Source organism: Pseudorhodoplanes sp. (assembly GCF_035565855.1).
Taxonomy (GTDB): domain Bacteria; phylum Pseudomonadota; class Alphaproteobacteria; order Rhizobiales; family Xanthobacteraceae; genus Pseudorhodoplanes.
In genome coordinates, this window is sequence record NZ_DATMRX010000188.1 from 1 (window position 1) to 14,745 (window position 14,745).

The 14,745-nt window shown below is 62.8% G+C and carries 17 protein-coding genes; 11 read left to right on the forward strand and 6 right to left on the reverse strand.

All coding sequences use genetic code 11. The annotated features are described in order from the left end of the window. The coding region (locus tag VN004_RS10355; protein WP_325609628.1) for a hypothetical protein at positions 1-734 on the reverse strand (734 nt) is incomplete at its 3' end. Between the two features lie 238 nt (positions 735-972). Then, the gene (locus VN004_RS10360; RefSeq protein ID WP_325609630.1) at positions 973-1,254 is read right to left on the reverse strand and encodes a hypothetical protein; all 282 of its coding nucleotides are present in this window, start codon (positions 1,252-1,254) and stop codon (positions 973-975) included. A 622-nt stretch (positions 1,255-1,876) separates the two neighbouring features. Here VN004_RS10360 and VN004_RS10365 point away from each other — a divergent pair. Both VN004_RS10365 and VN004_RS10370 read left to right on the forward strand, forming a co-directional pair. Then, positions 1,877-2,230 carry a hypothetical protein gene (locus VN004_RS10365; protein WP_325609632.1) on the forward strand — a complete coding sequence of 118 codons (354 nt, stop codon included), beginning with the start codon at positions 1,877-1,879 and terminating at the stop codon, positions 2,228-2,230. Positions 2,231-2,238: 8 nt separating this feature from the next. Further along, on the forward strand, positions 2,239-3,312 hold the full coding sequence (locus VN004_RS10370) for a methyl-accepting chemotaxis protein (RefSeq protein ID WP_325609660.1): 1,074 nt from the start codon (positions 2,239-2,241) through the stop codon (positions 3,310-3,312). Positions 3,313-3,343: 31 nt separating this feature from the next. Here VN004_RS10370 and VN004_RS10375 read toward each other — a convergent pair whose 3' ends face one another. Then, on the reverse strand, positions 3,344-3,739 hold the full coding sequence (locus VN004_RS10375; protein WP_325609634.1) for a DUF6481 family protein: 396 nt from the start codon (positions 3,737-3,739) through the stop codon (positions 3,344-3,346). 139 nt (positions 3,740-3,878) lie between these two features. Here VN004_RS10375 and VN004_RS10380 point away from each other — a divergent pair, with 139 nt between their 5' ends. From VN004_RS10380 to hemA, 4 genes are all read left to right on the forward strand, one after another. Next, on the forward strand, positions 3,879-4,568 hold the full coding sequence (locus VN004_RS10380; protein WP_325609636.1) for a cysteine hydrolase: 690 nt from the start codon (positions 3,879-3,881) through the stop codon (positions 4,566-4,568). Beyond that, on the forward strand, positions 4,565-5,161 hold the full coding sequence (locus tag VN004_RS10385) for a DedA family protein (protein ID WP_325609638.1): 597 nt from the start codon (positions 4,565-4,567) through the stop codon (positions 5,159-5,161). Before VN004_RS10380 ends, VN004_RS10385 begins: the two co-directional genes overlap by 4 nt. Before the next feature lie 105 nt (positions 5,162-5,266). Next, positions 5,267-5,500 carry a hypothetical protein gene (locus VN004_RS10390; RefSeq protein ID WP_325609640.1) on the forward strand — a complete coding sequence of 78 codons (234 nt, stop codon included), beginning with the start codon at positions 5,267-5,269 and terminating at the stop codon, positions 5,498-5,500. Between the two features lie 76 nt (positions 5,501-5,576). Then, the gene (gene hemA / locus VN004_RS10395; protein ID WP_325609642.1) at positions 5,577-6,800 is read left to right on the forward strand and encodes a 5-aminolevulinate synthase; all 1,224 of its coding nucleotides are present in this window, start codon (positions 5,577-5,579) and stop codon (positions 6,798-6,800) included. A gap of 6 nt (positions 6,801-6,806) precedes the next feature. Here the strand turns inward: hemA and VN004_RS10400 are convergent, their stop codons facing one another. Beyond that, positions 6,807-7,901, reverse strand: coding sequence for an AbrB family transcriptional regulator (locus tag VN004_RS10400; protein ID WP_325609644.1), 1,095 nt, complete (start codon positions 7,899-7,901; stop codon positions 6,807-6,809). Positions 7,902-8,062: 161 nt separating this feature from the next. Here VN004_RS10400 and VN004_RS10405 point away from each other — a divergent pair, with 161 nt between their 5' ends. Genes VN004_RS10405 through VN004_RS10415 form a run of 3 tightly spaced genes read left to right on the forward strand, consistent with a single transcriptional unit; the run spans position 8,063 to position 10,796 of the window. Next, a complete protein-coding gene (locus VN004_RS10405; protein ID WP_325609646.1) occupies positions 8,063-9,433 on the forward strand; it encodes a glutamate--cysteine ligase in 1,371 nt (456 codons plus the stop codon). Next, positions 9,433-9,903: a Cys-tRNA(Pro) deacylase gene (gene ybaK / locus VN004_RS10410; protein WP_325609648.1), complete on the forward strand. Its 471-nt coding sequence runs from the start codon at positions 9,433-9,435 to the stop codon at positions 9,901-9,903. The genes VN004_RS10405 and ybaK overlap by 1 nt, the downstream gene beginning before the upstream one ends. Next, positions 9,897-10,796: a DMT family transporter gene (locus VN004_RS10415; RefSeq protein WP_325609650.1), complete on the forward strand. Its 900-nt coding sequence runs from the start codon at positions 9,897-9,899 to the stop codon at positions 10,794-10,796. The genes ybaK and VN004_RS10415 overlap by 7 nt, the downstream gene beginning before the upstream one ends. A 7-nt stretch (positions 10,797-10,803) precedes the next feature. Here VN004_RS10415 and VN004_RS10420 read toward each other — a convergent pair whose 3' ends face one another. Beyond that, positions 10,804-11,685, reverse strand: coding sequence for a LysR substrate-binding domain-containing protein (locus tag VN004_RS10420; RefSeq protein WP_325609652.1), 882 nt, complete (start codon positions 11,683-11,685; stop codon positions 10,804-10,806). Positions 11,686-11,884: 199 nt separating this feature from the next. Between VN004_RS10420 and VN004_RS10425 the strand changes: the two genes are divergently transcribed. After that, on the forward strand, positions 11,885-12,262 hold the full coding sequence (locus VN004_RS10425) for a DUF1127 domain-containing protein (RefSeq protein ID WP_325609654.1): 378 nt from the start codon (positions 11,885-11,887) through the stop codon (positions 12,260-12,262). A 101-nt stretch (positions 12,263-12,363) separates the two neighbouring features. On the opposite strand, the gene VN004_RS10430 is transcribed toward VN004_RS10425, so the two are convergent. Further along, on the reverse strand, positions 12,364-13,995 hold the full coding sequence (locus VN004_RS10430; RefSeq protein ID WP_325609656.1) for a hypothetical protein: 1,632 nt from the start codon (positions 13,993-13,995) through the stop codon (positions 12,364-12,366). 198 nt (positions 13,996-14,193) lie between these two features. Between VN004_RS10430 and VN004_RS10435 the strand changes: the two genes are divergently transcribed. Further along, positions 14,194-14,733 (forward strand): PAN domain-containing protein, encoded by a 540-nt coding sequence (locus tag VN004_RS10435; protein ID WP_325609658.1) that lies wholly within the window; start codon positions 14,194-14,196, stop codon positions 14,731-14,733. The last annotated feature ends 12 nt before the right edge of the window (positions 14,734-14,745 follow it).

The window sequence follows — 14,745 nt, forward strand, 5'->3', positions numbered from 1 at the left end:
ATATTCGCTGTTTGAATGTTCGCAATCGCCTGGAGCCTGCTGCTTATTTCATTTGCTTTTGCCGTAAGCGATAGCTGAAGCGCTTCTTCGTTGAAAATTGGAGCGTTGTCGAACTTATCTTTGAGTTTCGTTTTGCAGCACATCGCGAAACTTTTGCAGTACGCAAGAATACCCAACGCCCGGTAACTTGCTTGCTCACTTAGATCATCGCGCTTGAAACGGATTATGGCGTAATGGAGCGAGAAGATGATTTTCTTCCGCCACTCCAGATCATTTGAGGCGTCGTAATCTTGCAGGACGAGAATGTTGTCTGATGTTGGTTCATGATGTTGGTGGTTATGTGAGACATCGCGAAGAAAGAAATAGACTTGATTTGAAACCCAACTTCGCAGGTCTAGACCAGAGGCATTGGCAAAAGCCACCGATGCCTCTTCCAGAGCTTGTTCCGCAAAGACGGGTTGCGATACGAAAATCGTTCCGTCTCTGAGAATCTCGAAGGAAACCGATATGTCGGCGGTGTTGCTAGCTACCGCCGTCGCTCGATCGAAGCTTAACTCCGCAAGCTGATTTCGTTGATTATCGAGCGAGAAGCGCTGCGCATTGATTTCCGCGATATGCGCGCGCACTTTCTGATCGGCCTTACTGCGCCAGTCGTCCTTGCTCTTGTAGACGAAGACCTGGCCGGACACCGCATCAGCATCAATTGCTGCCGCTTTCGTGCGCGCAGCTATCACGAACCAAAAATCACCACTCAAGCCCCTGTAAGGATGTATGATCCGAGGAAAGAGCACATCGCTCAGGGGGCGCCGCTGATAGGCAATGATCAAACGCCCGTTGGATAGGTCTAGATTGGCGCAAATGGACTCGGTTGGATGACGGGAATCCCCGATGTGCCGAAATGAGAGTCTGCCGTTGACGGTCGGAATCCAACCTACATATGAGGCCCAAAGCCTTGGCAAACACGGGTCGGCGTCAGCGGAAGATTCGGTTGAATGCTTCGTCTGAGAGTCGGCCACAAATCTCAATCCGGTTTTTCGACTTATTAAAAATCATTCCGCCCTTGATGCGCCCGTCCGGCAGCCAGTCGTCGCGCGTTTTCGCACGGCCCATCAGGACGTCCGCCAAACCGTCAACACGTGAGGCGCTCTTCTTGGCCTCGATGCGGTCGGCACGGAGCAGCTTCAACGCAAACGATACGAGGATGGCTGCTGCTGAAAAGCAGAGCGCCAGTCCAATGTAATTGAGGAATAGCATGGTTTTCGACCGCCGAAATAAAGTGACCGCTCAACGCGTTGCCACCACGATCGTTTCACGAACTGTCCTTAAGAATCGTAACGTCAAGGTCGTGTCAACAGCTTGGAACCGTGGGGGCCTCACCGTCGCAAATGCCATCGCGCTCTGAGACAGAGCCCCCTTTGTTGGGCCGCTGAAGCCTGCTGATGCAAAAAAACGCGAGGTTCCACCCCTTTGCGCCGGATTTTCCAGCGCTCACCAGCGCGCATTATTGTGCGACTGAGCGGCCCTTTACGGAGCAAAAAAAACTTGAACAACCACCGCACACGCCTCCAATCAATCGGCTGCGATCCACCGAATCACTAACCAACGTCCACGATTGTCCCCTTGCCCAATCAGGCAGGAGTGACGAGCGTTCCTCGCCGTGATACATAAACGGCTCCAGCGACCCCGAAAAGTCGATATAAATCAGTAAGTTCAGTCGGACTTCGGAGTTTTCAATCCTGTCCGGCAGCACCATCGTCACCATCATCGTCGTAAGACCTGCCTGCTCTTTCAGCGCCTCAAAATGCGGCAGGTTTACTGCGCGTTAACCATAGCCCCGCACAACTACCGGTATCAGCGCACGGCGGGAGCCACCATCATGAGCAGTGCCGTTCTGCGCGAGATCGAGCCGGACGAGACCGAAACCGGGTCATCGCTCGCCGACATCGGCGACCGCAGCGGCCGTCTCGGCATCGAAATCGCCGACATGGCGGGTCTCGTGGGAGACCTCACCGCACTCGGCCAGCAGCAGATCCAAAAGGCGCGCGCAGCCGTCGCCGCTGCCCGGCAGATGAATGCGTCCAATGCCGATCTGGCAGCCGCGATGGAGAGCGCGCGGCAATCGGCCGACACCACCCGGATCACACTCAGCGAAAGCGCCGGCAGCGTGTCCGAGACTCTGGCGACCACGATCAAGAAGATCGAGATGCTTGGCTCGGCGCGATCACGCTGAAGGATTCCATCACCTCGGTTGCGACCACGATCAAGCGCGTCGAGCAAGCCAGCGCCGCTATACAGTCGATCGCCCAGGAAACCCAGTTGCTGGCGCTCAACGCGAGCGTCGAAGCCGCGCGCGCCGGCGCGGCCGGCCGAGGCTTTGCGATCATCGCCGAGACCGTGAAGCGGCTTGCCGATCAGATCAGGCCGTTGTCGGTCGACAACCAGCGAAACCTGCAGGAGTTGATGCAGACGCTGGATACGGCGCTTGAAAAGGCCGATGTGAATGCGGCCACGGCGCAGGCCGCGATCTCCGATTCACGCAAGGCGCGCGAAACCGGCGCTGTCCTGCAGACCCTGGTGAAAACCACCGATTGCCTCGCCGCCGCGATCGATGTCGCCGCACAGTCGGCGGACGCCAACAGCGCCTCATATGCCGCCCTGCGCGAAGAGATGAAGGCGCTCGTCGCCTCGGTGAAGGAAGGCGACGCCAAGCTCGATCAGGCCAGGGCGCGCGTGGAATCGATCCTCGGCATCAGCGAGGACTTCATTCTCTTCATTGCCGAAAGCGGAATTGAAACGCCGGACACCCCGATCATCGATTTGTGCCGGGCGACGGCGCAGCGCATCGGCCGCCTGTTCGAGGATGCGGTCAGCCGCGGCGAGATCAGTCTGGCCGACCTGTTCGACGAGAATTATCGGCCGGTCGCGGGCACCGATCCGCTGCAGCACATCACGCGCTTTGTCGCCTTCACCGACCGCGTTCTGCCGGATGTGCAGGAACCGCTCCTCCGCTTCGACCGCCGTATCGCCTTCTGCGCGGCGGCGGACCGCAACGGCTATCTGCCCACGCATAACCTCGTCTATTCGAAGCCGCAGGGCGACGACCCGGTCTGGAACTCCGCGAATTGCCGGAACCGGCGCATCTTCAACGACCGCACCGGATTGTCCGCGGGACGCTCGACGCGCTCGTTCCTGCTGCAGACATACCGGCGCGATATGGGCGGGGGAAATTTCGTCCTGATGAAGGACGTGTCCGCCCCGATCACCGTCCATGGACGGCACTGGGGCGGATTTCGGCTCGGCTTTCGGGTGTAGCGGCAGCGGGCGACTTTTCGCCCGGCGCCGCTCAGACCATGCGCTTCTTGCGCTTGTTTGCGGCAGCCTTGCGGGCTGCATAGCGCGCGTCGCGCGCGGCCTTCTGCTCGGCCAGGAGCTTCACCATCGCTTCGGCTTCTTCCTTGGCCTTGCGCGCGGCTTCTTCCTCGGCGAGGCGCTTTGCCTCGGCCTCGGCGGCGGCGCGGGCCGCGGCTTCCGCTGCTAGTCTCTCGGCTTCGCGCTTGCGCGCGGCCTCACGCTCCGCCTGACGAATGCGGCGGGCTTCCTCGATCGCAGCACGTTCGGCGCGGCGCTGTTCGAGGATGGGGTCTTCTGCCTTGGCAAGGAATTTTTGCAACATCGCCTTCCGTGCTTCGGAGGCATTTTTTTGACGGTCCTGAAGGTCCGTGTCTCTAAAGTTAGCCATTCCAACTCCAGTTTGATCCAGCGCGGGGCATATATGCTATTCGTGCGCCCTGCATCAACCTCGGACCTGCCAAAAAAGCCTGAAACAAACATGTCCTTTCGGCTGATGACGCAGGCGTGACCGAGCAAGGACACATTTCATGCACCCGGTTTCCATCCGGCCCGAGATCGTCGCCCGCGTGCTCGCACGACGGGGCCGCGTGGACTGGTTCGACCGCCTCGATCCGGCGCGGACCGCCCTCGTGGTGATCGACATGCAGACCGCGTTCTGCGCACCCGGCGCGCCCGCCGAGGTTCCGCTCGCGCGTGCGATCGTGCCCGCGATCAACGATCTGGCACGCGCCCTGCGCAAGCTTGGCTGCCCGGTGATCTGGGTGCTGCACGCCAATACAAGCCGCGGCGGCCGCAGCGACTGGAGCCTGTTCTTCGATCACGTCGTCGCCGAGGAGATGCGGGAACGCACGATGGCGGCGCTTGCGCCCGGTCAGCAGACCGTGTGGCAGGACCTCGAGGTGTCGCCCGAGGATCATACCGTCATCAAGAACCGTTATAGCGCGCTGATTCCGGGCTCCTCCCAGCTCGAACGACTGCTCCGCAGCCTCGGCATCGATACCGTCCTGATCGCGGGCACGAAAACCAATGTGTGCTGCGAGTCCACCGCCCGCGACGCCATGATGCTCGACTTCAAGACCGTAATGCTTTCGGATTGCTGCGCGGCTCTGTCCGATGACGAGCATCGCGCGGCGCTGGAGACGATTTTCCAGCAATTCGGCGATGTCTCGACGTCGGCAGAGGTCCTGCGGAAGCTTTCATCATCCGGTAACGCATGACCGATCTTGCCCAGCTCATCGAGGCGGTCCGTCAGCATGGCGAGGTCGTATACGCATTCATCTTTGCCTATGCGGCGTCCCACGCCTTGCTGATGGCGTTGTTTGCCGGATATGCCGCGCAGCTCGGCGTGCTCGACCTGAAGATGACGCTCATCCACTGCTTCGCAGGCAGCTTCGCGGGCGATGTGTTCCGGTTCTGGCTGGCGCGCCGCTACGGAGAGCGCGTGCTCGCACGCTGGCCTCGCGTGTCCGCACATGCGGCCATCGTGAAGCGCTTGGTCGACCGCCACGCGCTCTGGCTGCCGCTCATCCATCGTTATCCATACGGCATTCGTGGCCTCGGCGCCTTCGCCTATGGCCTGTCGAGAATGCCATGGGGCGTGTTCCTGATCCTCAATGTGACCGGCGCGGCTTTGTGGGCGATTTCGCTGGTGCTCGCCGGTTACGCCTTCGGCCGCGTGTCCGACAAGGTGCTCGGCGACACGGTGTCGGGTCTCAGCATGGCGATGCTGGTCGGCTTCCTTGCGATCTCGTGGCTTCTCAGCCGCAAGCTCGAACAGGCCATCGAGGCCGACGCCAAACGCAACGTGTGATCGGTCTTCGACAAGCGAAGGCCGCCCACCATCGCGGGCGGCCTTTGCCGTCATAACCCGATTTCGGGGGGTCAGCTCAGACCGCCCAGCAGCCAGACCACCAGAATGATCGGCAGCGGAATTCCGATCAGCCACAGCAGGAGCCCACGTCCCATAGTCAGCCTCCGACAGGTTGATTTATCGGGTGTTGAACGCCCGATCCCGGACCGGGTTCCACCGCAGATCGCCAAGAAAAATCATCTTTTGGCGCTGCTTTCGGCAATTTTGATGGAAATCAAGGTTGCCCTGCAATTGAATTGGGACAGCCATCCCTCGACAAACACCGTCGAACGCTTCTAAAAACAGGATCGGTTGAACGGCCGGCCAGGCCACTGCGACCAATTCTGGGTGGTCCGCCGCAGGATATCCTATCGCCATGAATTACCAGACCTTTTTCAACGACGCGCTGAATCGCCTGCATCACGAGCGGCGCTATCGCGTGTTCGCGGATCTGGAGCGTATCGCTGGCCGTTTCCCGCAGACGATCTGGCATTCGCCGGAAGGGCCGCGCGAGATCATCGTCTGGTGTTCGAACGACTATCTCGGCATGGGGCAGCACCCGAAGGTCGTCGGCGCGATGGTCGAGACCGCGACGCGCATGGGCACCGGCGCCGGCGGCACCCGCAACATCTCCGGCACCAATCATCCGCTGGTCGAGCTTGAGGCCGAACTCGCCGACCTGCACGGCAAGGAAGCCGCGCTGATCTTCACTTCGGGCTATGTGTCCAATCAGACCGGAATCTCGACACTCGCCAAGCTGATCCCGAATGTCCTGATCCTGTCGGACGCCTACAACCACAATTCGATGATCGAGGGCGTGCGGCAATCGGGCTGCGAGAAGAAGATCTTCCGCCACAACGATCTCGCCCATCTCGAACAGCTGCTGCAGGAGGCGGGCGACCGTCCCAAGCTGATCCTGTTCGAGAGCATCTATTCGATGGATGCCGACATCGCGCCGATCGGAGCGATCTGCGATCTCGCCGACAAATACAACGCGATGACCTATATCGACGAAGTCCACGCCGTCGGCATGTATGGCAAGCGCGGCGCGGGCGTCTGCGAGCGCGACGGCGTCATGCATCGCCTCGACGTGATCGAGGGCACGCTGGGCAAGGCGTTCGGCTGCTTTGGCGGCTATATCGCCGCGAGCCATGCAATCTGCGACGCGGTCCGCTCCTACGCGCCGGGCTTTATCTTCACGACGGCACTGCCGCCCGCGGTCTGCGCCGCGGCCGCGGCCTCGATCCGCCATCTGAAGACCTCGCAATGGGAGCGCGACAAGCACCAGGAGCGCGTCGCCCGCGTCAAGGCCGTGCTCACCGCGTCTGGTCTGCCGGTGATGCCGAGCGACACCCATATCGTGCCGATTGCGGTCGGCGATCCCGAGAAGTGCAAGGCGGCAAGCGACATGCTGCTCGCCGATCACGGGATCTATATCCAGCCGATCAATTATCCGACCGTTCCGAAGGGCACCGAGCGTCTGCGCGTGACGCCCTCGCCGTATCACGACGACAAGATGATCGACGCGCTCGCTGCTGCGCTGGTCGATGTCTGGGAACGGCTCGGCATGAGCCTCAACCGCTCGCTCGCGGCGGAATAGGCTTCTTCAGTCTTCCTGTACCGGTCTTTTCTCCGGCGGCTTCGACGGAGGCGGCGGCGGCGTCTGTCCGTATATCCGCACGAAGAGCGGCAATGCCGCGGAAATCAGCATGAAGCGCGCGACATGATGCGCGCCGACGAAGATCGGATCGAGGTGGAGCGCCAGCGCGAGGATCATCATCGCGTCCAGTGCGCCGGGGGCATAGGACACGACGACATCGGGCAGGTTGAGGTCCACCGTGAAAGCCGCGACGGCCGCGAACACCGCGACGATCAGCAGGGACACCGAGAACGACCCCAGCGCCGCGAAAAAGTGCCTGAACAACAACCGCAGTTCGGTATTGGCGAAGCGTGAGCCGGTGATTGCGCCGAGGCACACCATCACCGCGCTGACGAGCCACCACGGCATCGACGCGTGGATCAGCCCGGAGCCATGCAGGATCGCCGACGCGAGCATCGCGCCGAAGATCAACCCGCCCGGAAAGCGCACATAATGCGCGACAATCGCCGCCGCCGACGAAATCAGGACCAGCAGGCCGATCTCGAGGGGCGAATCGGTCGCCGCGGATCCCCGCGCCGGCGGCGCTGCCGGAATCAGGCCGAACAGCGCCAGACCCACGGGGAGAAGCGCCGTGAGGATCACGACACGAATCGTCTGCACGATCGCGATGCCGCGCAGGTCGGAATGGTACTGCGTCGCATAGGCCATCACCTGCGACAGCGCTCCGGGCGCCGAGCCGAACAGCCCCGACAGCATGTCCCATCCGTGAACCTTTTTCAGGTAGAGCGCGCTGCCGAACATCGCGCAGGTCATCGCCGCGCAAAGCAGAACGACGGACAGGGGCCAGGTCGACACGCCTTTCAGCGTTTCCGGCGTCACCGCGCCGCCGAGGGAAATGCCGATCAGAACGAACACCACGCGACCGAGCGGCGCGGGCATCCCCATCGGCCGACCCGCCAGGGCCGCGATCGCGATCGCGATCATCGAACCGGACAACCAGCCGGCCGGGATCCCGGCATAGGTCAAGAGGGCGCCGCCGATGGTCCCGGCCAGCAATGTCTCCCCGAGATTGAGTACGGTCTGCCGGGACGGAAGCGCCATGCGCCCGTTATGTCCTTTCCGGCGCGCCTATCAAGCGCCGCTTCGCAACCCATATATGCCGACAGGTCAATGCGGCGACGCGCAATCCTGACAGGCCGTCGCGCGATTGCCCTTTCCGCAGCGGCGCGTGTATGGTCGCGGCCCTTTTGTCGGATTCCTTGATGGCCCGAGACCAGATTGACATGACGCCGGTCGAGCGGCGCGACGAACTTGTCGCGTGGCTCGCATCGGGCTGCAAACCGAAAGCCGAATGGCGAATCGGCACCGAGCACGAGAAATTCGCTTTCACGGTGCACCGTCACAACCCGGTCCCCTATGAAGGACCGCGCGGCATCCGTGCGCTGCTCGAAGGCATGCAGCTCCTGCTCGGCTGGGAACCGATCATGGAGCAAGACAACATCATCGGGCTCCACGACGTCACCGGCGGCGGCGCGATTTCGCTCGAGCCGGGTGGTCAGTTCGAATTGTCCGGCGCGCCGGTGGAAAATGTGCATCAGACCTGCACCGAGCTGATGGCCCATCTCGCCCAGCTCCGCGAAGTCGCCCGGCCGCTCGGCATCGGTTTCCTCGGGCTCGGGATGAATCCGAAATGGACCCGCGCCGAAATTCCGGTGATGCCCAAGGGGCGCTACCGCATCATGACCCGGTACATGCCGAAGGTCGGCAATCTCGGCCTCGACATGATGTACCGGACCTGCACGGTGCAGACCAATCTCGACTTCTCCTCCGAAGCCGACATGGTCAAGAAGCTGCGTGTCTCGCTCGCGCTGCAACCGGTGGCGACGGCCTTGTTCGCGAATTCTCCGTTCACCGAGGGCAAGCCGAACGGCTTCCTGTCGTTCCGGTCCGAGGTCTGGCGCGACACCGACGGCGATCGATCCGGGATGCTGCCCTGGGCCTTCGAGGACGGCATGGGCTTCGAGCGCTGGGTGGATTATGCCCTCGACGTGCCGATGTATTTCATCAAGCGCGGCGACGAATATATCGACGTCTCCGGATTGTCGTTCCGCGATCTGTTTGCCGGGAAGCTGAAGGAATTGCCCGGCGAGCGCGCCACCATCTCGGACTGGGCCAATCACATCTCGACGATTTTTCCCGAGGTGCGCCTCAAGCGCTACCTCGAGATGCGCGGCGCCGACGGCGGGCCGGGGCGCCGCATCCCGGCGCTGCCGGCATTCTGGGTGGGCATCCTGTACGACACGGTTTCGCTCGACGCCGCCTGGGACATCGTCAAGGACTGGACCGCGGAGGAGCGGCAGAAGCTTCGCGATGACGTGCCGAAGCAAGGTTTCGCCGCGACCATCCGCAACCGGACCATGCTGGTGCTCGCCGAAGAGACGCTCAAACTCGCGCGCGAGGGACTGGTGCGGCGGCGCCGCCTGAATGCCGGGGGCGAGGACGAGACCAAATATCTCGAGCCGCTGGACGATCTGGTGTCGCGCGGCATCACGCCCGCCGAGGAATTGCTCACGAAGTATCACGGACCGTGGGGCGGCTCGGTCGAGCCGGTCTTCAGCGAGTATGCCTACTGATGGCCAGAGCAACGCCCGCAACGGCCGCTCTGGAACGCGCAGGCATCGCCTTCAAGCTGCACGAGTATGATTATGACCCCAACGCGCCGCGGATCGGCCTTCAGGCCGCGGAAGCGTTGGGCATTGCGCCGGAGCGCCTCCTCAAGACGCTGATGGCAAAGGCCGGCACGAACATCGTGTGCGTGCTTGCGCCATCCGACAAGGAGGTCAGCCTCAAGCGGCTCGCAGCCGCGGCTGGCGCGAAGGAGGCGGCCTTGCTGCCTCCGGCCGAGGCCGAACGCGTCACCGGTTATCATGTCGGCGGCATCTCGCCGCTTGGACAGCGCAAGCGCGCGGCTTCCTTCATCGAACGCGCGGCGCTGTCGCATGCGACCGTGCTGGTGAATGGCGGACGCCGCGGATTGCAGATCGAAATCGCACCGGCCGCCCTTGTCGAAGCCATCGATGCAAAGGCGGCCGACCTGTGCTGACGCGCGCGAAACTCACACCGTTCGATTTTGCGCTTTATGCCACGGTCGTCCTGGCCTGGGGCTTTGCATGGATCGGCATCCATTTTCAGGTCGGCGTCGTTGCGCCTGACGTCTCGGTGATGTGGCGTTTCCTCGCTGCGGGACCGATCATGCTGGCGATCGCAGCCCTGCGCGGGGACCGGATGCGTTACGGCCTGCGCGAGCATGGCATGTTCGCGTTGCTCGGCTGCCTGATGTTCTCGCTGAACTTCCTTCTCTATTACCACGCGGCGGAATCGCTGCCCTCGGGCCTGCTGTCGATCGTCTTTTCGCTCGCGTCGTTCTTCAATGTCTGGCTCGGCGCATTGCTGCTCGGCGCACCGATCGATCGGCGCGTGGTCGCTGGCGGCGTCCTTGGCGTGATCGGCATGTGCGCGCTGTTCTATCCTCAACTCGTCGGTCACAGCTTTCCGCGCGGTGCGCTGATCGCTTTCGGACTGACGATCGCGGGCACGCTCGCCTTCTGCTTCGGCAACATGGTTTCGGCGACGCTGACGAAGCGGAAGATCCCTGTTTTCGCCGCGACCGGTTACGCGATGCTGTATGGCGCTGCGAGTGTGGGTTTGTACGCGGCCGCGAACGGACACACCTTCACCATCGAGTGGACGATGCCCTATCTGGTGGGTCTCGCCTATCTCGCATTGATCGGCTCGGTCGTGGCCTTCGCCTGTTATCTGACCTTGCTCGGGCGTATCGGCGCCGACCGCGCGGCCTATGCCACGGTGCTCGGACCCGTACTCGCACTCGCGGTCTCGACGGTCGTCGAGAATTTCCAATGGACCGCCATCGCGGCGCTTGGCCTCGTCGCCGTGATCGCCGGAAACGTGCTCGTGCTCCGGCCGGTGCGCAAATAGGACGGCGTTATTCCGCAGCCTGCGCCGCTTCGGACAGGTTGTCGAGCGAGGAGATGATGTGCTCGGCCAGCGCATCCGCCAGCGCTGAACTTTCGTGCGGGTTGCGGACAAGGCCGATGCGGCAATGCGGCAGGTCCGGAAAACCGTCGGCAGGCGTGAGCACGCGCATGCCCGGCCGCAAGGTCGATTCCGGCACCACCGAGACCGCGAGACCCGACAGCACGGCCGCGACGTAAGCACCGGCATTCGAGCTCGTATAGATCACGCGATGCGGCCTGCCGAGTTTCTCCAGATGCTCAAGGGCAATCCGCCGCCACGCGCAGCTCTGTTTGCCAAGCGCCAGCGGCAACGGATTCTCCGTATGTGTCGCATGACGCACCGACGTCACCCATAAGAGCCGCTCCTGGCGGAATTGTTCGGCCGTGCGCTGCGTCTCCGTCGCGGTGATGATTGCAAGATCGAGATCGTTCATGTCGATCCTGCGCAACAGATCGATTGACGGCTCGCACAGCACCGTCAATTCGACGCCGGGATAGGAACGCGAGAAGCGCGCCATGATTTCCGGCAAGTAGCGGTCGGCATAATCGTCCGGCACGCCAAGCCTCACCCGACCCGACAATTCCGGCCCGGAGAATGCCGCCAGCGCTTCGAGATTGAGCTTCACGATGCGGCGCGCGTAATCGAGCAGACGTTCGCCGTCCTCCGTCAGTTTCGAGGCGCGTCCGTCGCGGGCGAAGATCGGCTTGTTGAGCCGCTCCTCCAGCCGCTTCATCTGCATCGAGACGGCCGACTGGGTCTTGTGAACAACCTCAGCCGCCTTGGTGAAGCTGCCGGTCTCCGCGATGGCGATGAAAGTGCGGAGCTGGTCGATATCGATCAGGACGGTCATCGGGTCTGTCCAGGCTGGCGCAGCCTGCCCTTTTCATCATTTGCGTTGATGCTTGAGATTATAAACATTCGTTTCACTTATCAATGACGGAATGCGATATCGGCGTCAGTCCAAATCACCTGGGCCGGAAATCGGGTCGCGCAGGAGCCCTCCTGCGGCGAGAGATTTCTGCACCCTTGATGAGCCACAGGAGCAACCCATGACCGCGATTTGCAGCTCCCCCTCGATCCGGACCCGGCATCGGGAGCCGGCGCTCGTCCGCTCGGCCTTTGCCATTGCCCTTGGCGGGATGCGCAAGCTCGCCCGCCTCCTGAAAAATCGCCGCCGCGCCCGGATGCTGGCGGGCATGGACGACCGTATGCTTCGCGATATCGGCCTGAACCGCAGCGACTTGCGCGACGCCTACGCGCAGCCGCTGTGGCGCGATCCGACCGACGTGCTGGCGGACCGGGCGCGCGCGAAGCGCTCGCATCGGCGCCATGGCCCGGATGCGGGCACCGTGACCGCGCCCGCGATCGTCCCCGACGAGGCTTTCCAGCAGCCCCGGACCGATCGCGCCGCCCGCCACACCGTTTGACCTATCGGCCGGCCTGCCCAGCCGCCCGATGGATCCGCCAGTCGTGTGTCCCCTCGCACCTGCGGATCAAGCGCCCGCCCCGGCCTGCCGCGGCGGGCGCTTTATTGTGGCAGCGACCTGAATGGCTCGTTGAGGGCCTTCTGCTTGAGACCACGGCGATCCTTCACGACGCCGATCGGCACGCCGAACCGCCGGATCGTTGCGATCACGCGGCCATCCACGAGCTGATCGCAATTCATCTGCGTCGGCGCGAGGAAGAAATCGGCTTCGAGCCATCCGGGCTGGGCCTGCAATCTCTTGTCCGCGTAATTGTCGAAGGCGAATTTCTCGCCGCAGACACCGACCGTGTAGACCTGCGACGACTGGTCTTGCGGCGGACCGAGATAATCCTGAAGCGCGCGCACCGCTTCCGGCATCATGTTGACCCAGTAATCCATTTCGTAGCGCCGCGCCGCGCCTTCCAGCCCGCCGACCAGCGAATTGTAGGCCATGTATTCATAAGGATGCAGCCGGACGAGCAGGCTCGCGTCCCAGGCAAAGATCAAGGCGAGCGCGGCAGCGGTCGCCGCCGCGATCCAGCGGCGCGGCGACAACGCATCGAGCAGCGCATCGAAGCCGACCCCGGCGAGGACCGCGAGCGGGGGCAAGACGAAGATGAAATGCCGCATCCCGGTAAAGGCCGGTCCCTCGGTCACCGCTTCACAAAATACCGGAAACAGCGCGACGAACGCGACGAATGCCGTTTCGCGATGACGGGTCGCCAGCTGCGACAGGCCGCCATGCGCCACGGCCAAAACTGACGCTATGATCGCGCACAGCGCGCCGGCATAGACCACCAGCGGCACCTTGATCAGAAGATAGAAGGGCACGTACCACCACGGCACGTCCGCCATGCGATAGACCTCGCCGGCGACGATGGTGCGGATCTCGTAATGGAAATGCGCGAACGAAAAGATCGCGCGCAGCGGATTGAGTGGCGCAAGCGCCGCCCACGGCCATGCCGCGATCATGATCAGATAGCCGAGCACCACGGCCGGCGCGAGGCGCAATGCCGACAGCAATACGAAGCGTGCCGCTTCCGCAAAACGGAACGGCCGCGGCAGCCACCACAGCACAATGAGACCGGCATAGCCGAGCAGCAGCAAGCCCATCGCCCGCAAGCCGGTCGCCGCGCCCAGCATCAGCCCGAAGCAGATGACATCGAACCAGCGCGGCTTCGGCAGATCGCGCCCGATGCGCAGCAGGAAGAAGACGGCGCCGATCATCGCGGCGGCGAAGGGCACATCCTTCGTATGATTGAACATGCCGCCGAAATAGGGTCCGCAGAGCGCAAGCCCGATGAGCGCAATCAGGCCCGCGCGCGGCCCGGCAATGAGCCGTGCCGTTGCCCAGCATCCCGCGATGCCAGCGACACCGATCATCGCCGATAAGAAGTGGCGGATCAGGAAGGCATCGAATGGCAGCACCTTGACGGCAGCGACCGCGAGGATGTCGAACAGCCCGCCATAGAGAAACAAGTTGTAATAATTGAACAATGCGGAGTCGCGAAAACCGCTGGCGTAATAATTGACGATCAGCTCGCCGTACCGGTGCTGGACTTCCTCGTCGTTCGAGATCCCGTAGTCGCGGAAGCTCAGGCAGACGAGCACAATAATGCCGGCGAGAACGCCGGCAGACACCCGGTCGTATGGCGAAGACCAGAACGGTCCGGATGGTTCAGAGGGGTGTCGCATCGCGCTGTGATGCGCCGGGGCATGGCCGCGGAACAAAGTGTGTCATGGCGTCGCGCGCACCTAAACCCGGACCGTCAATTCAGCGCGTAGGGTCACGTCTTCGCGTCCGCAGCAATCCAGGCTCGCAACCTTGCCGGTGAAATTCTATCATGCACCCAGGCGGGAGCGTGCATCATCGTGTCCAGGAATGAATGGCTGGTGAACCGGGGGGTCTTGGCAGCGCTCTGTTTCGTTGCGCTCGCATGGTGCAACGCAGCAGCGCGGGCGCAGGTCGGGTTCGACCGTCCCGGAGGCGACTATTCCAGCGGGCCCGTGCGCGGGGCGGACCCGGCCACCTGCGCGGCGCGCTGCGACCGCGATGGACGCTGCCGCGCGTGGAGCTTTTCCTATCCGACCGCGACGACCTCCGATGCCATTTGCCGATTGAAGAACCGCGTCACGCCCGCGAAGGAAGACAGTTGCTGCGTCTCGGGCGTTCGCGGCGCTGCGCTTCTCATGCCGAATGTCGGGCAAACGGAATTTTCCATCGACCGCGCCGGCGGCGATTACAGATCATTTGAGATCACGCCCGATGCGACCGGCGGCTCATGCGCCAAAGCCTGTCAGGGCGACAGCCGCTGCCGCGCCTTCACCTATGTCCGGCCGGGCTACGGCGGGGCATCGGCGCGCTGTTACCTGAAGGACAAGATTACACGACCCCGCCGCAAGCCCTGCTGCATTTCCGGGGTCGTGCGTTAGCGCAGAAACGAA

Coding starts and splice junctions, on each gene's coding strand:
- VN004_RS10360 (WP_325609630.1), bottom strand. CDS start 1,254: ATGCTATTCCTCAATTACATTGGACTGGCGCTCTGCTTTTCAGCAGCA.
- VN004_RS10365 (WP_325609632.1), top strand. CDS start 1,877: ATGAGCAGTGCCGTTCTGCGCGAGATCGAGCCGGACGAGACCGAAACC.
- VN004_RS10375 (WP_325609634.1), bottom strand. CDS start 3,739: ATGGCTAACTTTAGAGACACGGACCTTCAGGACCGTCAAAAAAATGCC.
- VN004_RS10380 (WP_325609636.1), top strand. CDS start 3,879: ATGCACCCGGTTTCCATCCGGCCCGAGATCGTCGCCCGCGTGCTCGCA.
- VN004_RS10385 (WP_325609638.1), top strand. CDS start 4,565: ATGACCGATCTTGCCCAGCTCATCGAGGCGGTCCGTCAGCATGGCGAG.
- VN004_RS10390 (WP_325609640.1), top strand. CDS start 5,267: ATGATCGGCAGCGGAATTCCGATCAGCCACAGCAGGAGCCCACGTCCC.
- hemA (WP_325609642.1), top strand. CDS start 5,577: ATGAATTACCAGACCTTTTTCAACGACGCGCTGAATCGCCTGCATCAC.
- VN004_RS10400 (WP_325609644.1), bottom strand. CDS start 7,901: ATGGCGCTTCCGTCCCGGCAGACCGTACTCAATCTCGGGGAGACATTG.
- VN004_RS10405 (WP_325609646.1), top strand. CDS start 8,063: ATGGCCCGAGACCAGATTGACATGACGCCGGTCGAGCGGCGCGACGAA.
- ybaK (WP_325609648.1), top strand. CDS start 9,433: ATGGCCAGAGCAACGCCCGCAACGGCCGCTCTGGAACGCGCAGGCATC.
- VN004_RS10420 (WP_325609652.1), bottom strand. CDS start 11,685: ATGACCGTCCTGATCGATATCGACCAGCTCCGCACTTTCATCGCCATC.
- VN004_RS10425 (WP_325609654.1), top strand. CDS start 11,885: ATGACCGCGATTTGCAGCTCCCCCTCGATCCGGACCCGGCATCGGGAG.
- VN004_RS10430 (WP_325609656.1), bottom strand. CDS start 13,995: ATGCGACACCCCTCTGAACCATCCGGACCGTTCTGGTCTTCGCCATAC.